We start from the raw sequence: 17,995 nt of genomic DNA, 5'->3' as shown, positions 1-17,995 counted from the left end.
CCCGGCCCCCGGCGTGCGCCGGTCGGTCGTCAGGGGCGCGGAAAACTGCTCTCATCGTGTGATTCCATGCCGCCGCCCCGGTGTCGTGGTGGTGCGCCGTCCTCGCCTTGGTCGACTGATGAGTCATGACGAAGGATCAGATGCTCACCGGTCGCCGCCTCTTCACGCGCCGCCACCTGCTGACCGGCGCGGCCGCCCTGCTGGGCGCCGCCGGCACGGCGGGCACCGCCGCCCTGCTCGTCGGCGACGGGGGCCCCGCCCCGGCACCGGCCGGAGCCCCCGCCCCCGCCGCCGGTCCGCCGGGCCGGCCCGCGCTCAAACCCTCCGCGTACCGTCTGGAGCCCATCGCCGGGTACGGCCCGCGCACCCGCCGCCGTACCCTCGTCCGGGCCGGCGTACGGCGCGAACCGTATCTGCGGGTGGACGGACGCGGTCGGAGCATGGTGCTGACCTTCGACGACGGCCCCGACCCCCGCTTCACCCCGGACATCCTGCGCATCCTGCGCCGGCACGACGTCCGGGCGATGTTCTTCGTGTGCGGGGAGATGGCGGTCCAGCACCAGGACCTGCTGCGCGAGATGGCCGACGACGGCCATGTGGTCGGCAACCACACCTGGTCCCACCCGCTGCTCACCACCCTCTCCCGCTCCAGGGTCCACACGGAGATGGCCCGCACCAGCGAGATCATCGAGAAGGCGTACGGCGAACCGCCGCTGTGGTTCCGTGCCCCCTACGGTGCCTGGAACCGGGCCGCGTTCCGGTTCGGCGCGGAGCTCGGCATGGAGCCGCTCGGCTGGACCGTGGACACCCTGGACTGGCGCAGGCCGGGCGCGCACACCATCGCCGAGCGCGTGGCGGACGGCGCGGGCCCCGGGGTCGTGGTGCTCTCCCACGACGCGGGCGGCGACCGCTCGCAGAGCGTGGCGGCCCTGCGCGACTACCTGCCCGAGCTGCTGGACTCCGGATACCGCATCACCGTGCCGCAGCGGCAGTACGCATGAGGCTCCGATCGGGGCCCCGATGACGGTCGTGGGCGTTCGCCCGCCGGCCGGGAGCGCTCAGCGCACCTCGACCAGGCGGGCGAACACGACGACGTTCCCGTCGTAACCGTTCTGCTTGGAGAAGCCGCCCCCGCAGGTGATGACCCGCAGTTCGGGAATCCCGCTGTTGCCGTAGACCCGGTCGCCCGGGAAGTTGTTCTTGGCGAAGACCTCGACGCCGTAGGTCTCGAACACGGCGATCCTGCTGTCCGCGCGCCGGATCTCCACCTTGGCGCCCTTCTTCAGCGCCCCGAGCCCGTAGAACACGGCGGGACCCTGATCGTTGTCGACATGGCCGACGACGACGGCCGTGCCCTTCTCCCCGGGGGAGACCGCGCCGGTGAACCAGCCCGCGAGGTTCGGGTCCCGGGCCGGGGGCGCGTCCACCCAGCCCTGCGCGTCCAGTCCGACGGCCACCGCCGGCGCGTCGACCCGGATCGACGGGATCCGCACCCGGTCGACCATGGCGTACGGCAGCGGGTCCGGGGCGTGCGCGAAGGTGCCGTGCGGAGTGCCGCCGCTGTCGGCGGCCGCCGCCGACGCCGGCTGCGGCGGACCCACGTCGAACTCGCCCGAGCCATTGCGAATGAGGGCGAGACCGGTCAGCAGGACAAGCGCTATCACGCCCCACGGAGCACGCTTCTTCCGCCGCTCCTCCCACTCGGCCTCGGCCGGTGCCGACGAAGACATTCGCCATCCCCTCTCGACACGGCCGTCGCCGTGTCCGTGTGCGTCGCGCGTACGAAAACGCTAAGCGCGCCGCAACGCGACGGCGACGGGGGCGGGTACGAACGGGTGGCGGCACGGCGGAGCCCTGCGCCATCCGAGTGCGCCGTCGGGAGGAACTTTCTGACGGTCCGTGACCTGCGGCGATATCCGATCGTCCGGAGATATGCCCGGCGTGTCCCCTCGCCGGGACTCACCAGGACGGACCAGCCCCGAAATGCGGCTCCGCGCACGGCAACTGAGGGTCTATCCGGGAGGCGCTTTCTCGCCGATCGACCGGGGACGGGACCCGGGGGCGTCTTCCGCGGAGGATCACATGCGTACTACTCGTGTCCTGGCGGCCTCGGCCGCCGCGGCCGCCCTGGTCGGTGTCGCCGCGCCGACGGCCGCCGCCTGGGACCAACCGAGCTCGGTCACGGCCGCCCCCAACGTCATCGCCCGCGGCGGGCAGCTCGTCCTCACCGTCAAGGGCGGTGACGCGTGCGCGACCGCCGGCAGCACGGTCAGCTCGAACGCCTTCCCGACCACCAACCTCGCCTCCATGGGTGGTACGACCGCCACGGCCACGGTGCGGGTCAACTCCGACGCCAGTCCCGGCTCGTACAGCGTCACCACCCACTGCGAGGGCGAGCGCAAGACGTTCACCGGTGTGTTCACCGTCATCGGCGGTGTCCGCGGCGGGCTCGGCGGCGGCAGCTCCACCGGTGCCACGACCACCGACATCGCGATCGGCGGCGGACTGGTGACGGCGGCGGTCGTCGGCGGGGGCGTCTTCTGGATGCGGCGCCGCTCCGAGAACAAGGTCTGAGCCGAAGAGAACAAAGGTCTGAGCCGAACGACAACTCCCGCCGCACAGCCCTACGCCCCGGAACCCGTAACGGTCCGGGGTGAAGGGCTGTCGGGGGTGCCGCACCGAGCGGCGGTCAGGAGTGGCCGCCGCCCTCGGGGCGGCGGCGCGACCAGTGCCAGGCCGCGCCCATCGACCCCGCCACGAGCGCGGCGCCGAGACCGATCTCCGAGAGGTCGAAGCCCGCGACGGTGCCGCCGGCCCCGGCGTGGGAACCCCGGGTGGGGTGGTGCGTGGGGTGGTGGGTGGGGTGATGGGTCGGCCGGTCGCCGACGATGGTCAGATCCGTCCGGCCGCTCTCGTCGCCGCACTGGAACGTCACCTCGTACACGGTCCCGGGCCGGGCGTCCCGGTCGACGGTCGCCGTCGCCGAGGAATGGCCCCTGGGGATCATGACGGCGTCGAAGACGCCCGAGGAGACGGTCGTCCGGTGGCGGCAGCCGTCCACGCGCAGGATCACCTGCCCGCCGGGGGCGACGGCCGAGGGCGTCACACCGAAGCCGAACGACGTGAGGTCACTGACCCGTGCCGCGTGCGCGGCGGGAGCGGAGAGGGAAAGGGCGGTCACGCCCAGCAGAGCGGCCGAAGCGACGCGTATCGCGCGCATGGTGGAGCCTCCGGGTCCCCGAGGAGCCTGCTGCGGACCGTTTCCGCCTGCGTCTGAAATGCACCTCGATGACCGAAACGCTAAGAAGGCGCGCCCGGTGGCGCGATCGCAGTAGCGCGAATGGGGCAAGCGTGTGCTCCGCACAGGGGACCCGCACGCGTACGGCCGGGGGACGGGCGCGGCGTGGCGCCCGTCCCCCGGCCGTGGACCGGACTGAGGGACCGTCACCCGCCCGCGTTGGGGAACAGGGCGAGGAACGGGTCCGCCGTGGCCGACAGCCCCCGGCTGTAGGGCGCGTCGAAGTCCCAGACCAGGAACAGCAGGAACGCGATGAGGGCGGAGAACAGCCCGGCGAGGATCAGCTCGCGCGGCGTGCGCCGGATCTGCAGGGCGAACACCATGCCGACCGTCACGACGGCGCCGATGATCAGGCCGAACCACACCACGCCCGGCATCGTCTCGCCGGTGGAGTCCGCGCGGCTGCCGCGCGCGGCGTCGGCCGTGGCGACCTGGTCCAGCAGGGGCTGGTAGGCCTGCGCCTCGAAGTCGCTGCGGGGCTCGTAGTCGGTGACCTCGTGGCGCACGGTGTCGAGCAACTCGGCACCGCGCTCGGTCACCTCGCCCTTCTCGGCCATGACCTTCCACTCCGTGGTCACCACGTGGTCGACGTAGGCGTCGATGTCCGCGCGGATCCGGTCGCGCACGTCCGCCGGGTACACCCGCACCCGCTCACTGATCTCGTGCAGGGCCTGCGCCTCCGTCTGCACCTGGTCCTGGGCGGCGCTGCGGGCCTCCCAGACACCGGCGATCGCCAGACCCAGCACGATGGCGTACACCACGCCGATCATCATGGTGATGTACTCGATGACGTCCGGGGTCTCGGACGGGTCCTCGTCCGCGGGTGCGGCGTGATGCCGTACTACGGCCACGATGAGGACGACCAGACAGGCCGCCCCCATCGCGAGGGTGAGAACAAGCCATTCCGACAAGAGGTTCCTCCAGGAATCAGCGCGGACGCAGGGCGGCGGCGGCGAACACCGCGGGCACGGTGACGAGCAGGGCGAGCGAGACGAGCGACGGGCCGGAGGGCTTGGCGCGCGCGTGGGACGGGGCCCGGTACGGCGGGTAGCTCACCGGGGTCGGCGACACCTTCGGGCGGGGGCTCGGCGTGGGTTTCGGCTTCGGCGGGGGAGTGGGGGCGGGGATCGGCCGGGGCGCCTCCCTGACGGGCGGCGGTGGCGGTGGCGGTGCGGGCCTCGGAGGCGGGGGCGGCGTCGGTTTCGGGGCGGGCGGGGGGTCCGGAGCGGGCTCCGGGGTCGGGGTGGGCGGCTTCGGCCGCGGCGGAGGCGTCGGAGTGGGCGTCGGCTCCGGCGGACACGACGGAGTCGGCGTGGGTGGCGGGGGCGTGGGGGTGGGCGACGGGGTCGGCTCGCAGGAGTCGGTGCTCCCGATCGCCACGGCGACCCGGCCTCCGCCGTCCGGGCCGACGGTGCCGTACGCGCAGGCGTCGGCGACCGCGGTGCCGCTCGGAGTTCCGGTGAGGAGCCAGGTCAGTGCGAGCAGGGCCGACAGCCGTAGGGCGAGAGCGGATCGGGTCCGCTGGGGTCCTTGCACGTCGGAGATCATCCGTGCCCGCGCTCCCGCGTACGCGGGAGCGCGGAGTGATTGCTCCAAAGGAGCGAAAAACGAACCCCGAATGTTTGAGTGCGGACGCCCGGTGCTGACGCCCCTTTCGATACCGCCGCAGGCCGCGCCGCAGAACCGCCCCACAGATTTCGGAAAGAAATTCTTGCCACGTTGAACACAGGAGCCACCCCCACCCGTACCTAGGACCAGCAAGCGGCGCAGTAGGGCGCTGCGACACCCACCGGATACACGGGGAGTTGGAATGAAGACCTCCTGGCGGAGCGCCTCACTCGTAGCGACAGCTGCGGCTGTGCTGGTGCTGACGACGGCGTGCGGTCAGGAACAGGGGTCGACGTCCTCGCAGAACGTGGGCGCCGCCTCGACCCCGACGCTCGGTGCCGGCACCATCGCGGGCACCGGTACCGGTACGGCCGGCGCCGGCGCGGCCGGTTCCGGTACGTCCAACCAGGCCCAGTCCACCACGGCGGCCTCCGCGGGCCAGTTGACCGTGTGGAACAGCGACGAGTACGGCAAGGTCCTCACGGACAGCGCCGGTCGCACCCTGTACCGGTTCGACAAGGACTCCTTCGAGCCGCCGAAGACGACCTGTGAGGGCGAGTGCGCCGTCACCTGGCCGCCGGTGCCCGCCGCGGGCGCCACCGCCGCGCAGGGTGTCGACAAGGCCCTCCTCGGCGAGGTCAGCCGTCCCGACGGCACCAAGCAGCTGACGATCGGCGGCTGGCCCATGTACTACTTCGCCAAGGACACCAAGGCCGGTGACATCAAGGGCCAGGGCCTGAAGGGCACTTGGTTCGCGTCCGCGCCCAACGGCAAGAAGGCCTCCGCCAAGGGCGGCGGCGGAGCCGACGCGGGCGGCAACGGCGCCGGGGCGGTCGAGCAGGCCGGTCTGACCACCCGCAAGGACGCCAAGCTCGGCGAGATCGTCGTCGACAAGAACGGCATGACGGTCTACCGGTTCCTCAAGGACAACCAGTGGCCGATGTCGACCAAGTGCGTCGGCGACTGCCTCGACAAGTGGCCCGTCGTCGCCCCGGTCGACAAGAACGACACCAAGGGCATCCTGCTGAAGGGCTACACGGTCTTCGACCGTCCCGACGGCATCAAGCAGCAGACCATCAACTGCATCCCGCTCTACACCTTCGCCAACGACAAGGCCCCCGGCGACACCAACGGCCAGGGCGTCGGCGGCACCTGGTTCGCGATCAACGGCGACGGTGAGCCGATCGGCGCCGACAAGTAGGCCGCGCCTTCCCCACGCACCGCACCAGCGCGGCCGATCCAGGTCCGCCCCCTCCGTACCGCATCGGAGGGGGCGGACCGCTTGGCATGCCCGGGTTCGAACAGGCATGGTCGGGGCGGTGGTTGGGCATGTGGCATCGGCAACGGTTTGAACGGACGGTCAATTTCCGTTTTCGCTCGCTCCTTCGGCTGACGATCAGTAGCCTCAGCTCGAACACCGGATCGCCTACGCCACCCCCGACGCGTTGGAGAGCACTGATGGAGCGTCCCGCCTGGGCCCCGCGGAGCATCGACATCTCGATGCCGTCCGTGGCCCGCATGTACGACTACTACCTGGGCGGTTCGCACAACTTCGAGGTCGACCGCGAGGCGGCCCGCCGGGCCATGGAGTTCGTGCCCGGCCTGCCCAAGATCATGCAGGCGAACCGCGCCTTCATGCGCCGTGCCGTGCGGTACGCGGTCGACGCGGGCGTCACCCAGTTCCTGGACATCGGATCCGGGATCCCCACCTTCGGAAATGTGCACGAGGTCGCCCAGGAGGCCAGCCCCGGCGCACGGGTCGTGTACGTCGACCACGACCCCGTCGCCGTAGCACACAGCCAGGTCGTTCTCGAGGGGAACGACGACACGGATGTGGTCGCGGCCGACCTCCGCAAGCCCCGTGAAATCCTCGAGAGCCCCCGGGTACGGCGGCTGATCGACCTGAACCGGCCGGTCGCGCTGCTTCTGGTTGCCATACTGCACTTCGTGGAGGACACGGACGACCCGTACGCAGCGGTGGCGGAGCTGCGTGACGCGCTCGCGCCGGGCAGTCTGCTCGTCGTCTCGCACGCCTGCCGCGAGGGAATCCCGCTGCCCGAGGAGCGGGCGGCGGGCGTGGTGGACGTGTACAGGAACATTCGCAATCCGCTGACCATGCGCTCGTCCGACGAGGTCGCGCGGTTCTTCGAGGGGTACGACATGGTGGAACCCGGGGTGGTGCCGATGGCGAAGTGGCGGCCCGACACGGCTTCCGAGGACGACGATCCGTACGCCTATGCCCAGTTCGCCGGCGTGGGGACCAAGGCGTGAGGGCGGAGCCGGACGGGCCGGAGGACAGACTCCGCAGGTTCGCGACGATCTGGAGCCGGGCGGTCTTCCCCGCCACCTCCACCTCACTGACCCGGCCCGAGTTCGAGGAACAGCTCCTGCCGCTGGCCCGCAGACTCAGCGAGGCGCTGCGCGCCAGGACGCACGACGCCGAGGAGGGCAGGGCCGTCGGCGCCGCTCTCGTGGCGGCGCACTGCACCGAACCCGAGGCGCTGAGCCAGACCCTGGACTGCGTCGAGGCCTATCTGGTGCTCTACTGCGGCGGCGACGGCCCCCAGGAGGACCTGCGGGCGCGCGCCGCGCGGCTGCAGTCCGCGATGGCCGCCGGATACGCCGAGGCGCTGCGCCAGCGCACCCTCGCCGAGCAGGAGGCGATCGCCCGCGCCGCGCTGGAGGCCCAGGGCGCGGTCGCCCGCGCGCTGCACGCCACCGAGGCCCGCTTCCGCGCGGTCTTCGAGGGCGCCGCCATAGGCATCGGCATCGCCGATCTCGACGGCAACGTCCTCCAGGTCAACGGCGCGCTGCTGCGGATGTTCGGCATCACCGAGCAGACCATGCGCGGGCGGCCGGTCCCCGACTGGAGACACCCCGACGACGCGCCCCAGGTGTGGCGGCTCTACGACGAGCTGGTCCGTGGCGAGCGCGAGCACTACCACACCGAGAAGGCGTTCTCCCGCCCCGACGGAACGGTCCTGTGGACCAACCTCACGGTCTCCCTGCTGCGGGACGCGGACGGCCGGCCCCAGTACCAGCTGGCCCTCATGGAGGACACCACCGAGCGCCGGCTGCTCAATCTGCGCCTGCGCTACGAGGCCACCCACGACGCGCTCACCGGACTGCCCAACCGCACCCTGTTCTTCGAGCGCCTGGAGAAGGCCCTCGCGGCGGGCGACGGCCAGCGCTTCGGCCTGTGCTACCTCGATCTGGACGGCTTCAAGACCATCAACGACAGCCTCGGGCACGCGGCCGGCGACCGGCTGCTCGTCGAGGTCGCCGACCGGCTGCAGTCCTGCGCGACCGCGCCCGGCGAGATGGTCGCCCGGCTCGGCGGCGACGAGTTCGTGGCGCTGACCACCGGCACCGACACCGAACGCGAGGTCGACGAACTCGCCGACCGCATCATGAACGCGCTGGTCACCCCCGTCCGCATCGACGGCCGGGAACTGCTCGTCCGCGGCAGCATCGGCATCGTCGAGGGTCCGGCGGGGGAGCGCGGCCCGGCGGAGGTGCTGCGCAGCGCCGACATCACGATGTACCGCGCCAAGTCGGCGGGCGGCAACCGCTACGAGATGGCCGACGCCGAGGCCGACGCCCGCGCCATCACCCGGCACGGCCTCACCACCGCACTGCCCGCCGCTCTCGACCGGGGCGAGTTCTTCATCGAGTACCAGCCGCTGGTGCACCTCGGCGACGGTTCGGTGCGCGGCGCCGAGGCCCTGGTCCGCTGGCTGCACCCGCAGCACGGTGTGCTCGGCCCCGACCGGTTCATCCCGCTCGCCGAGCGCACCGGACTGATCGTGCCGCTCGGCCGCTGGGTCCTGGAGCAGTCGGTGCGCCAGGCCCGGGAGTGGCAGGAGCGACAGGGCGGCACCGCGGCCGCCGCGGGGCCGCTGCGGGTCAACGTCAATCTGTCGCCGTGCCAGTTGACCCACCCGGGGCTGGTCCAGGACACCGTCGACATCCTGGAGCGCGCGGGCCTCGAACCCGACGCCCTCTGCCTGGAGGTCACCGAGTCCGCCCTGATCGGTGCCGACGACGACCTGCTCAAACCCCTGCGCAGGCTCTCGGAGATGGGCGTCGACATCGCCCTCGACGACTTCGGCACGGGCTACTCCAACCTCGCCAATCTGCGCCGACTGCCGGTCCGCGTCCTGAAGTTGGACCGGTCCTTCACCCAGAGCATGCAGCAGTTCCCGGCCGACCCGGTCGATCTGAAGATCGTCGAGGGGATCGTCTCCCTCGCCCACAGCCTCGACCTCGCGGTCACCGTCGAGGGCGTCGAAACCGGCGCCCAGGCCGAGCAGTTGCGGATACTCGGCTGCGACACCGCCCAGGGCTGGTACTACGCCCGCCCGGGCCCACCGGACCGCCTCCACGAACTGGCGTTGGTGGACGCGACGGGATAGGGGGTTCTTTCAGCCGCCGGGTTCTTCTCAGGGGGCGCGCAGCGCCTTCAGGGGCGCGGGGGACTGCGCGACCAGCCACAGCGAACCCGCGGACCCGAACGGTGCCCACCACCCACGGCGAGACCGGGCCCGACAGGCACCGCTCACCGCTCCACCAGCATCCGCTGCAACTCCCGTGCGGCCCGAGGCGGAGCCACATCGCTGCGGTGGGCCAGGGCGATCGTGCGGTGGAGGCCGGGCCGGGCCAGCGGGGTGACTCGCAGGCCCCGCCCGGAGCGCGTGGCGACCATGCGCGGGACGACGGCCACCCCGAGGCCCGCCCGGACGAAGCCGAGGACCGCGTCCATCTCCCCGCCCTCGACCGCGAAGTCAGGCTCGAACCCCGCGGAGCGGCACGCGGCGACGGTGAGTTCCCGCAGGTCGTAGCCGTGGCGGAACATGACCAGACGCTCGCCCTCCAGATCGGGGACGCGCACGGTACGGCGGCCGTTGCCGGGTCTGGGCGCGTCGGGGGAGGAGACCACCACCAGGTCCTCGCGCAGCAGTTCCACCGTGGTGAGCGCGGGGGACGGTGTGGGCAGTGGGAGGACCACCAGCGCCAGGTCCAGCGCGCCGCGCGCGAGCTGGCGTACGAGGTCGTGGGATCCGCCCTCCTCGATCAGCAGGCGGATGCCGGGGTAGCGGTCGTGGAAGGCGCGCAGCACGTCGGGGAGCAGGCCGGTGCACAGGCTCGGGGTCGCGCCCAGCCGGACCCGGCCCCGTCGCAGCTGTGCCAGCTCCTGCACCTCGTGCCGGGCGGTGTCCGTGTCGGCGAGGATGCGCCGGGCCAGCGGCAGCAGCGCCTCGCCGGCGTCGGTCAGCGTGATGTTGCCGCGCGCCCGCTGGAAGAGGTCCGCCCCCAACTCCCGCTCCAGCGCCTTGATCTGCTGCGACAGCGAGGGCTGCGCCACATGGACCAGCTCGGCGGCCCGGGTGAAATGCCGGGTCTCCGCCACCGCCACGAAGTACTGGAGCTGCTGGAACTGCATCCCTCCACGATACGGGACGATAGTTTCTGGCTATCGAAACGAGCTGTTTCATGTCTTGGACCGATGGGGTGGCGCGGATCTAGCGTCAGGGGCATGGCTCTGGCAACGCGGACGGAACGCGCGGAACGGGCGGAACAGCGGGGACGAAAACCGTCCCTCCCGCGCTCGGTGTGGAACAGCTCCCTCGGCAAGAAGACGGTCATGGCCGTCAGCGGACTGATCATGCTGGCGTACCTGGTCGTCCACATGCTCGGCAACCTCAAGATCTTCTTCGGCTCCGACGAGTTCAACGGCTACGCGCACTGGCTGCGCACCCTCGGTGAACCCTTCCTGCACTACGAGTGGGCCCTGTGGATCGTCCGCGTGGTCCTCGTCGCCGCGGTCGTCGCCCACGCCACCGCCGCCTACCAGCTCAGCCGCCGAGACCTGCGCGCCCGGCCGACCGGTTACGTCCACAAGAAGCGCCGGACGAGCTATGCGACCCGCACCATGCGGTGGGGCGGCGTCATCCTCGGCCTCTTCATCGTCTGGCACATCCTCGACCTGACGACCGGCACCGTCCACCCGGGCGGCTTCGAGGCCGGACACCCGTACCAGAACGTGATCGACACCTTCTCCACCTGGTACGGCAACGTCATCTACCTCGTCGCGATGCTCGCGCTCGGCCTGCACATCCGCCACGGCTTCTGGAGCGCCGCGCAGACCCTCGGTGCCGGCAGCCGCACCCGCGACCGCGCCCTGAAGACCACCGCGAACGTCCTGGCCCTCGTGCTGACCGTGGGCTTCGTCTCCGTACCCGTCGCCGTCATGACCGGAGTGGTGAACTGACCATGCCCACGTCCTCCGAGTACGCGGACTACGTGACAGGTGACCCCGTCGTCGACGGCAAGGCGCCCGAGGGCCCGATCGCCGAGCGCTGGGACAGGCGCCGCTTCGAGGCCAAGCTGGTCAACCCCGCCAACCGCCGCAAGCACACCGTGATCGTCGTGGGTACCGGGCTGGCCGGCGGCTCGGCCGGCGCCACACTCGCCGAACAGGGCTACCACGTCGTCCAGTTCTGCTACCAGGACTCCCCGCGCCGCGCCCACTCGATCGCCGCCCAGGGCGGCATCAACGCCGCGAAGAACTACCGCAACGACGGCGACTCCGTCCACCGGCTGTTCTACGACACCGTCAAGGGCGGCGACTTCCGGGCGAGGGAGTCGAACGTCCACCGCCTCGCCCAGATCTCCGTCGAGATCATCGACCAGTGCGTGGCACAGGGGGTGCCGTTCGCCCGGGAGTACGGCGGTCTGCTCGACACCCGCTCCTTCGGCGGCGTCCAGGTGTCCAGGACCTTCTACGCCCGGGGGCAGACGGGACAGCAACTGCTGCTCGGCGCCTACCAGGCGCTCAGCAGGCAGATCGCCGCCGGGAACGTGGAGATGCACCCGCGCACCGAGATGCTCGACCTGATCGTCGTCGACGGGCGGGCACGCGGGATCGTCGCGCGGGATCTGATCACGGGGAAGATCGACACGTACTTCGCCGACGCCGTGGTGCTCGCGAGCGGCGGATACGGCAACGTCTTCTACCTGTCGACCAACGCCATGAACTCCAACGCGACCGCCGTGTGGCGGGCGCACCGGCGGGGCGCGCTGTTCGCCAACCCGTGCTTCACCCAGATCCATCCGACGTGCATCCCGCGCACCGGCGACCACCAGTCGAAGCTGACGCTGATGAGCGAGTCGCTGCGCAACGACGGCCGGATCTGGGTGCCGAAGGCCCAGGGCGACACCCGTCCGGCCAACAAGATCCCCGAGGACGAGCGCGACTACTACCTGGAGCGGATCTACCCCTCCTTCGGCAACCTCGTCCCCCGTGACATCGCCTCCCGGGCCGCGAAGAACGTCTGCGACGAGGGCCGCGGCGTCGGCCCCGGCGGGCAGGGCGTCTACCTGGACTTCGCCGACGCCATCGCGCGGATGGGGCGCAAGGCCGTGGAGGCCAAGTACGGCAACCTCTTTGACATGTACCAGCGGATCACCGACGAGGATCCCTACGAGGTGCCGATGCGGATCTACCCGGCCGTGCACTACACGATGGGCGGACTGTGGGTCGACTACGACCTCCAGACCACCGTCCCCGGCCTGTTCGCGATCGGGGAGGCCAACTTCTCCGACCACGGGGCCAACCGGCTCGGCGCGTCCGCGCTGATGCAGGGCCTCGCCGACGGGTACTTCGTGCTCCCGGCCACCATCAACGACTATCTCGCCCGGCACCCGGGCCAGGGCGGCATCGACCGTGAACACCCCGTCGTGCAGGAGGTGCTGGCCGAGACGGAGGACCGGCTGAACCTGCTGCTCGCCGTCGACGGCGACCGCACGCCCGACTCCTTCCACCGTGAACTCGGCGAGCTGATGTGGGAGTTCTGCGGCATGGCCCGCACCGACGGCGGACTGCGCAAGGCCCTGGAGCGGATCCCGCAGATCCGTGAGGAGTTCTGGCGGCGGATCAAGGTGCCGGGGACCGGCGAGGAGTTCAACCAGTCGCTGGAGAAGGCCAACCGGATCGTCGACTACCTCGAACTCGCCGAGCTGATGTGCCTCGACGCGCTGCACCGCAGCGAGTCGTGCGGCGGTCACTTCCGCGAGGAGTCCCAGACGGCCGACGGCGAGGCGGAGCGCCGGGACGAGGAGTTCTCGTACGCGGCCGCCTGGGAGTTCACGGGGACGGGCTCGGCTCCCGTCCTGCACAAGGAAGACCTCGTCTTCGAGTACGTCCATCCCACCCAGCGGAGCTACGCATGAGGCTCACCCTGCGCGTATGGCGGCAGCAGAACGCCGACGCGGACGGCGCCATGTCCACGTACGAGGTGGACGACATCTCGCCCGACATGTCCTTCCTGGAGATGCTCGACACGCTCAACGAGGAACTCATCCTGCGCGGTGAGGACCCGGTGGCCTTCGACCACGACTGCCGGGAGGGGATCTGCGGGGCGTGCTCGCTGGTCATCAACGGGGACGCGCACGGGCCGGAGCGGACGACGACCTGTCAGCTGCACATGCGGTCCTTCTCGGACGGCGACACGATCGATGTGGAGCCGTGGCGGGCGTCGGCGTTCCCGGTGGTCAAGGACCTGGTCGTCGACCGGTCCGCGTTCGACCGGATCATCCAGGCCGGCGGATACATCACGGCGCCGACCGGGGCCGCGCCGGAGGCGCACGCCACGGCCGTGCCCAAGCCGGACGCGGACTTCGCGTTCGAGCACGCGGAGTGCATCGGGTGCGGGGCGTGTGTGGCCGCGTGTCCCAACGGGGCGGCGATGCTGTTCACCTCGGCCAAGATCAACCATCTGAACGTGCTGCCGCAGGGGGCGCCGGAGCGGGAGACGCGGGTGCTGGACATGGTGGAACGGATGGACGAGGAAGGGTTCGGCGGGTGCACGCTCGCGGGGGAGTGCGCCACGGCCTGCCCCAAGGGGATTCCGCTGGTGTCCATCACGAGCATGAACAAGGAGTGGCTGCGGGCCGCGAGGAGATCCGGGAAGCGGTAGCGCCGTCGGGGACCTGTCGGTTTCGGGGTGCGCGTGCCCTGTGGCTGGGCGCGCGGTTCCCCGCGCCCCTTGCGGGGCGCTGAACGTTCGCCGAATCGTGCGGACGGGCGGGGTCGGGAGTGGTGCTCAGTCCCGGCCCCGTCTGGATTTTCTGTGTAGGTAGGCTGCGCTCATGATGTTCGGGCGGAGGGGGAGGCAGCGGTTCCTGGAGGCCGTCGCCGGCTTCGACGCCGCTGTGCGGGAGCGCGACGGCGCCCGGATCCAGCGCGCGTACCAGGAGATGCACCGGCGGTTCGAGGGCGCGGCGGAGCACGAGATCGCCCAGGCGGCGCCCCGGCTGGTCGCGTTGCTGCCGGAGCTGCCCGCCGGGCCCGACACCATGGTGGCCATCGTGATCGGCGCCTGCGTCGAACGGGGCGCCGACCCGGCCGACTGCGCGCCGGCGATCTTCCACGGGCTCGACTGGGCGCTCGGCGCAGCGGGGGAGTTCTGCGAGCGCTGGGCGGCCACCGGCGGCGGTGACTTCCCCGAACCCGACCACGGGGACCCCGACCCCTCGATCGTCGAACGGGTCGGCATGGAGGCGGCCCTCGGCTGGTGGCTGCTCCCGCGCTGGGAGATGGCGTCCGTCGCCCTGCTCAACCGTCGCGCCGTACGGACCGGCCTCGGCGCCGAGACCCGCGCTCGGGTGTTCCGGGCGCTGCGGACCGTGGAGGAGGCGTCCGGGCACGACTTCAAGTGCCTCGCGTACGCCCTGCTCGTGCTCGACGACGAGCCGCTGGTGGTGCTGCACCGGCCCACCGGCACCGGGTACGCGATGCGGATGAGCGGCATCGGGGACAACTTCCAGCTCCACACCCTGCTCGCCGGGGTGCTCGTCGGCGGTGGGCACGTCGACGGGCGGGCGCCGTCCGAGCGGGAGGTCGCCGTCTGCCGGGACGCGCCCGGCCAGGTACCGACGACCGGGGCCTTCAACCTCGTCACACCCGGCGGAGAGTGGGTGTGGAACGAGGGCACCCCCAGCGACATCCCCGTCGTCGACGGAGTACGGCTGCTGGTGCTCGATCCACCGCCGTACGAGCGGACCTGGCCCGCCGGGCGGTTCTTCCCCCGGATGACGGGCGAACTCGTCCTGGAGCGGGTCCTCGACGCCGATGAAACCCGCGCGTGGCTCGCGGGTTGCGCCCCGGCCAGGTGACGTCCACCGGGACCGTTCCGTTCAGCAAGCGCACATCCGGGCTCCCGCGACCGGACACGCGCGTGTCAGCCGGTGTCGGAAGAACTGGGGCGGCGGACCGCACGTCCCCAGGTTCGCCTCTGACGCCGCCGAGTCGGCCCGTGACCGGGAGATGCCATGACCGCCTCCACACTCGACAGCCCGCCCCAGTCGGCCACCCCCACCCGCTACATCGTCACCCTGGCCCGCAGCGAGGAGGACGTCCGCGCCGCGCAGCGGCTGCGGCACGAGGTGTTCGCCGGGGAGATGGGCGCCTTGCTGGCGTCGCCGCAGCCGGGACTGGACGTCGACCCCTTCGACGCCTACTGCGACCACCTGCTCGTCCGGGACACCCTCACCGGACAGGTTGTCGGCACCTACCGGCTGCTGCCGCCCGAGCGGGCCGCCGTCGCCGGACGGCTGTACTCGGAGGGCGAGTTCGACCTCGGCGGGCTCGACGCGATCCGCCCCTCGCTGGTGGAGGTCGGCCGCTCCTGCGTCCACCCCGACCACCGCGACGGCGCCGTGATCAGCCTGATCTGGGCCGGGATCGCCCGCTACATGGTCCAGGGCGACCACGAGTGGCTGGCCGGCTGCTGCTCCGTCCCCCTCGGCGACGGCGGGGCGCTCGCGGCGGGCACCTGGGACCGGGTGCGGACCAGGAACCTCGCGCCGGAGGAGTACCGGGTACGGCCGCTGCTGCCCTGGGTCCCCGAGGGCGAGGCCCCGCAAGGCCGCACCGAGCTGCCGCCGCTGCTGCGCGGCTATCTGCGGCTGGGCGCCTGGGTCTGCGGTGAGCCCGCGCACGACCCGGACTTCGGCGTCGCCGACCTCTATGTGCTGCTGTCGATGCGCCGGGTCGACGCCCGCTACCTGCGCCACTTCCTCTCCCTCGTCCCGGCGGCGTGACCCGATGAGCGTCTGGCTGCCGAGCGCGCCCTGCACCCCCAGGGCCTGCGTGGAGACGAGGACGTCCCGCGCCGCCGTGCCCCGGGCCTCCGTCCGGTTCGCGGCGGTCGTGGCCCTGGTCCTCGTCGGGGTGCTGGTGAGCCTGGTCGGCCTGCGGCCCCCGGCCGGGGCCGTACGGCGATGGTCCCGGTGGGTCGTGCGGGCCTCGGGGGTGCGGGTACGGATCTCCGGCACCGCCCCGCCCACCGGCGGACTGCTCCTCGTCGCCAACCACGTCTCCTGGCTGGACGTACCACTGCTCGGCGCGGTACGCCCGGCGCGGATGCTCGCCAAGGCGGACATACGGGCGTGGCCGGTCGCGGGCGCTCTCGTGGCACGCAGCGGGGTGCTGTTCATCGAACGGGACCGCATCCGCGCGCTGCCGGACACGGTCACCCGTATCGCCGACGCCCTGCGCGGTGGCGCGGCCGTCGTCGCCTTCCCCGAGGGCAGCACCTGGTGCGGCCGCGCCCAGGGACGCTTCCGGCGGGCCGTGTTCCAGGCCGCGCTCGACGCCGACGTGCCCGTGCAACCGGTCCGCGTCCGCTACCGGCTCGCCCGGGGCGGACCGAGCACCGCGCCCGCCTACGTCGGGGACGACTCGCTGCTCGCCTCCGTGTGGCGGGTGGTGACGGCACGCGACGTCGTCGCCGAGGTGGACGTACGGCCCGTCGTCCGCCCGGCCGACCACCTCGACCGGCGGGCGCTGGCGGGGGCCGCGCAGACGGCGGTGATCGACGTGGCGGCCATGGTCGAGCACGTGCCCGCGGCGCGCGACGGGTGCCGGCCGGCTCAGCCGAGCCCCGCGATCCGGGCCAGCCTGGTGTAGGAGTCCAGCAGTGCCGCGCGGTCGTACGTGCTGGTCGTGACCAGGACCTCCTGGGCGCCCGTCTCCTTGATCAACGACTCCAGTTCGTGCGCCACCTGCTCCTCGGTGCCGTACACCTGACCGGTCAGCCCGGCCTCGTAGAAGCCCCGCTCCCTGGCCGTCATCGTCCGCCGCTCGACCTCCTCCGCCGGGGCGAGCGGCGGGAACGTGCCATGAGTACGGGAGTGGGCCATGGCCCAGGCCTCGGGGAGCAGGATCCGGTGCGCCTCCTCCGGCGTGGCGGCTACGGCGATCGTGCCCGAGACGACGACGTACGGCTCCTCGGCCCACGCGGACGGACGGAAGCCCGCGCGGTAGCGGTCGATGCCGCGCCGCATCCGCTCGCGGTCGCGGAGGTCGCCGATCACCATCGGCAGACCCGCCCGCGCGGCGATATCGGCGCCCTCGCCCATCGCGAGCACGAACGGGGGGACGGTCAGGCCCTCCGGCGGGCGGGCGTGCACGCCGGTCGGGGAGGTGCCCCGGAACCAGGAGAGCAGCTCCTCCAGCTGGCCCGCGAAATCGTCCGCGTCGTCCTTGTCCCGGCCGAGGGCGCGGCGTACGCCGTCCGTGAAGCCGACGGAGCGGCCGAGGCCCATGTCGATCCGGCCCGGGAACAGGGACGCGAGGACACCGAACTGCTCCGCGACGATCAGGGGGCGGTGGTTGGGGAGCATGACGCCTCCGGTGCCCACGCGGATGGTGCGGGTGGCGGCGGCCACGGCCGCGGCCAGGACGGTGGGGGCGGAGCCGGCCACGCCGGGGACGCCGTGGTGTTCCGACACCCAGAAGCGGTGGAATCCGAGCCGTTCCGCGTCCTTTGCCAGCCGGACGGTGTCCCGCAGGGCCTCGGGGGCGGGGTGGTTCTCGCGGGTGCGGGAGCGGTCGAGGACGGAGAAGCGGGTGGAGGAGGTGGAGGGGAGGGCCGGGGTCATATGGGGTTCAACGTTCTGGGGGTGGGGGGATTCCCGGGGCGTTGCGGGCTGCGGGTGCGTCGTGGCTGGTCGCGCAGTTCCCCGCGCCCCTCACGAGCATGGGGTGAGCCCGGGTTGCACAGGGGCGCGGGGAACTGCGCGAGA

17 protein-coding genes are annotated in these 17,995 nt (G+C 72.0%); 11 read left to right on the top strand and 6 right to left on the bottom strand.

Features of this window, described 5'->3' with window-relative positions:
• Positions 1–125 precede the first annotated feature (125 nt).
• Positions 126–1,001, top strand: a complete 876-nt coding sequence (locus ACZ9QC_RS03925) for a polysaccharide deacetylase family protein (RefSeq protein ID WP_472918834.1) — start codon at positions 126–128, stop codon at positions 999–1,001.
• A gap of 57 nt (positions 1,002–1,058) precedes the next feature.
• Here ACZ9QC_RS03925 and ACZ9QC_RS03920 read toward each other — a convergent pair whose 3' ends face one another.
• On the bottom strand, positions 1,059–1,730 hold the full coding sequence (locus ACZ9QC_RS03920; RefSeq protein ID WP_467335581.1) for a class F sortase: 672 nt from the start codon (positions 1,728–1,730) through the stop codon (positions 1,059–1,061).
• Between the two features lie 352 nt (positions 1,731–2,082).
• On the opposite strand from ACZ9QC_RS03920, the gene ACZ9QC_RS03915 reads away from it, so the two are divergent.
• Positions 2,083–2,574: a hypothetical protein gene (locus ACZ9QC_RS03915; protein WP_472918833.1), complete on the top strand. Its 492-nt coding sequence runs from the start codon at positions 2,083–2,085 to the stop codon at positions 2,572–2,574.
• A gap of 115 nt (positions 2,575–2,689) precedes the next feature.
• On the opposite strand, the gene ACZ9QC_RS03910 is transcribed toward ACZ9QC_RS03915, so the two are convergent.
• From ACZ9QC_RS03910 to ACZ9QC_RS03900, 3 genes are all read right to left on the bottom strand, one after another.
• On the bottom strand, positions 2,690–3,220 hold the full coding sequence (locus ACZ9QC_RS03910) for a hypothetical protein (protein WP_472918832.1): 531 nt from the start codon (positions 3,218–3,220) through the stop codon (positions 2,690–2,692).
• Positions 3,221–3,444: 224 nt separating this feature from the next.
• Positions 3,445–4,209, bottom strand: a complete 765-nt coding sequence (locus tag ACZ9QC_RS03905) for a bestrophin-like domain (protein WP_472918831.1) — start codon at positions 4,207–4,209, stop codon at positions 3,445–3,447.
• Positions 4,210–4,225: 16 nt separating this feature from the next.
• Positions 4,226–4,354, bottom strand: coding sequence for a hypothetical protein (locus tag ACZ9QC_RS03900; RefSeq protein ID WP_286014553.1), 129 nt, complete (start codon positions 4,352–4,354; stop codon positions 4,226–4,228).
• Positions 4,355–5,108: 754 nt separating this feature from the next.
• On the opposite strand from ACZ9QC_RS03900, the gene ACZ9QC_RS03895 reads away from it, so the two are divergent.
• The 3 genes from ACZ9QC_RS03895 to ACZ9QC_RS03885 all read left to right on the top strand — a co-directional run bounded on the left by ACZ9QC_RS03895 (position 5,109) and on the right by ACZ9QC_RS03885 (position 9,321).
• The gene (locus ACZ9QC_RS03895; protein ID WP_472918830.1) at positions 5,109–6,107 is read left to right on the top strand and encodes an SCO0930 family lipoprotein; all 999 of its coding nucleotides are present in this window, start codon (positions 5,109–5,111) and stop codon (positions 6,105–6,107) included.
• 257 nt (positions 6,108–6,364) lie between these two features.
• Positions 6,365–7,177, top strand: coding sequence for an SAM-dependent methyltransferase (locus ACZ9QC_RS03890; protein ID WP_472918829.1), 813 nt, complete (start codon positions 6,365–6,367; stop codon positions 7,175–7,177).
• The gene (locus tag ACZ9QC_RS03885; RefSeq protein WP_472918828.1) at positions 7,174–9,321 is read left to right on the top strand and encodes a putative bifunctional diguanylate cyclase/phosphodiesterase; all 2,148 of its coding nucleotides are present in this window, start codon (positions 7,174–7,176) and stop codon (positions 9,319–9,321) included. The genes ACZ9QC_RS03890 and ACZ9QC_RS03885 overlap by 4 nt, the downstream gene beginning before the upstream one ends.
• 143 nt (positions 9,322–9,464) lie before the next feature.
• Here the strand turns inward: ACZ9QC_RS03885 and ACZ9QC_RS03880 are convergent, their stop codons facing one another.
• Positions 9,465–10,349 (bottom strand): LysR family transcriptional regulator, encoded by an 885-nt coding sequence (locus tag ACZ9QC_RS03880; RefSeq protein ID WP_184902347.1) that lies wholly within the window; start codon positions 10,347–10,349, stop codon positions 9,465–9,467.
• A gap of 93 nt (positions 10,350–10,442) precedes the next feature.
• On the opposite strand from ACZ9QC_RS03880, the gene ACZ9QC_RS03875 reads away from it, so the two are divergent.
• The 6 genes from ACZ9QC_RS03875 to ACZ9QC_RS03850 all read left to right on the top strand — a co-directional run bounded on the left by ACZ9QC_RS03875 (position 10,443) and on the right by ACZ9QC_RS03850 (position 16,877).
• Positions 10,443–11,177 carry a succinate dehydrogenase gene (locus tag ACZ9QC_RS03875; protein ID WP_472918827.1) on the top strand — a complete coding sequence of 245 codons (735 nt, stop codon included), beginning with the start codon at positions 10,443–10,445 and terminating at the stop codon, positions 11,175–11,177.
• Between the two features lie 2 nt (positions 11,178–11,179).
• Positions 11,180–13,138: a fumarate reductase/succinate dehydrogenase flavoprotein subunit gene (locus tag ACZ9QC_RS03870; RefSeq protein ID WP_472918826.1), complete on the top strand. Its 1,959-nt coding sequence runs from the start codon at positions 11,180–11,182 to the stop codon at positions 13,136–13,138.
• Positions 13,135–13,884 carry a succinate dehydrogenase/fumarate reductase iron-sulfur subunit gene (locus ACZ9QC_RS03865; RefSeq protein ID WP_472918825.1) on the top strand — a complete coding sequence of 250 codons (750 nt, stop codon included), beginning with the start codon at positions 13,135–13,137 and terminating at the stop codon, positions 13,882–13,884. Before ACZ9QC_RS03870 ends, ACZ9QC_RS03865 begins: the two co-directional genes overlap by 4 nt.
• Positions 13,885–14,056: 172 nt before the next feature.
• Complete coding sequence (locus tag ACZ9QC_RS03860; RefSeq protein WP_472918824.1) at positions 14,057–15,082, top strand: hypothetical protein; 1,026 nt, start codon at positions 14,057–14,059, stop codon at positions 15,080–15,082.
• Positions 15,083–15,238: 156 nt separating this feature from the next.
• Complete coding sequence (locus ACZ9QC_RS03855) at positions 15,239–16,009, top strand: GNAT family N-acetyltransferase (protein ID WP_472918823.1); 771 nt, start codon at positions 15,239–15,241, stop codon at positions 16,007–16,009.
• A gap of 4 nt (positions 16,010–16,013) precedes the next feature.
• Positions 16,014–16,877, top strand: coding sequence for a lysophospholipid acyltransferase family protein (locus ACZ9QC_RS03850; protein WP_472918822.1), 864 nt, complete (start codon positions 16,014–16,016; stop codon positions 16,875–16,877).
• Here ACZ9QC_RS03850 and ACZ9QC_RS03845 read toward each other — a convergent pair.
• Positions 16,841–17,851 (bottom strand): LLM class flavin-dependent oxidoreductase, encoded by a 1,011-nt coding sequence (locus ACZ9QC_RS03845; protein WP_472918821.1) that lies wholly within the window; start codon positions 17,849–17,851, stop codon positions 16,841–16,843. The two genes, ACZ9QC_RS03850 and ACZ9QC_RS03845, sit on opposite strands and share 37 nt — an antisense overlap.
• Between the last annotated feature and the right edge of the window lie 144 nt (positions 17,852–17,995).

It is taken from the genome of Streptomyces sp. HUAS MS02, assembly GCF_055702265.1.
The sequence above is the reverse complement of the archived record's forward strand: the minus strand, read 5'-3'. Positions and strand labels throughout refer to the sequence as shown.

What these genes read in the sequence shown, in the direction of transcription:
- ACZ9QC_RS03925 (WP_472918834.1), top strand. Translation starts at nt 126, where the DNA reads ATGACGAAGGATCAGATGCTCACCGGTCGCCGCCTCTTCACGCGCCGC.
- ACZ9QC_RS03920 (WP_467335581.1), bottom strand. Translation starts at nt 1,730, where the DNA reads ATGTCTTCGTCGGCACCGGCCGAGGCCGAGTGGGAGGAGCGGCGGAAG.
- ACZ9QC_RS03915 (WP_472918833.1), top strand. Translation starts at nt 2,083, where the DNA reads ATGCGTACTACTCGTGTCCTGGCGGCCTCGGCCGCCGCGGCCGCCCTG.
- ACZ9QC_RS03910 (WP_472918832.1), bottom strand. Translation starts at nt 3,220, where the DNA reads ATGCGCGCGATACGCGTCGCTTCGGCCGCTCTGCTGGGCGTGACCGCC.
- ACZ9QC_RS03895 (WP_472918830.1), top strand. Translation starts at nt 5,109, where the DNA reads ATGAAGACCTCCTGGCGGAGCGCCTCACTCGTAGCGACAGCTGCGGCT.
- ACZ9QC_RS03890 (WP_472918829.1), top strand. Translation starts at nt 6,365, where the DNA reads ATGGAGCGTCCCGCCTGGGCCCCGCGGAGCATCGACATCTCGATGCCG.
- ACZ9QC_RS03880 (WP_184902347.1), bottom strand. Translation starts at nt 10,349, where the DNA reads ATGCAGTTCCAGCAGCTCCAGTACTTCGTGGCGGTGGCGGAGACCCGG.
- ACZ9QC_RS03875 (WP_472918827.1), top strand. Translation starts at nt 10,443, where the DNA reads ATGGCTCTGGCAACGCGGACGGAACGCGCGGAACGGGCGGAACAGCGG.
- ACZ9QC_RS03870 (WP_472918826.1), top strand. Translation starts at nt 11,180, where the DNA reads ATGCCCACGTCCTCCGAGTACGCGGACTACGTGACAGGTGACCCCGTC.
- ACZ9QC_RS03865 (WP_472918825.1), top strand. Translation starts at nt 13,135, where the DNA reads ATGAGGCTCACCCTGCGCGTATGGCGGCAGCAGAACGCCGACGCGGAC.
- ACZ9QC_RS03860 (WP_472918824.1), top strand. Translation starts at nt 14,057, where the DNA reads ATGATGTTCGGGCGGAGGGGGAGGCAGCGGTTCCTGGAGGCCGTCGCC.
- ACZ9QC_RS03855 (WP_472918823.1), top strand. Translation starts at nt 15,239, where the DNA reads ATGACCGCCTCCACACTCGACAGCCCGCCCCAGTCGGCCACCCCCACC.
- ACZ9QC_RS03850 (WP_472918822.1), top strand. Translation starts at nt 16,014, where the DNA reads ATGAGCGTCTGGCTGCCGAGCGCGCCCTGCACCCCCAGGGCCTGCGTG.
- ACZ9QC_RS03845 (WP_472918821.1), bottom strand. Translation starts at nt 17,851, where the DNA reads ATGACCCCGGCCCTCCCCTCCACCTCCTCCACCCGCTTCTCCGTCCTC.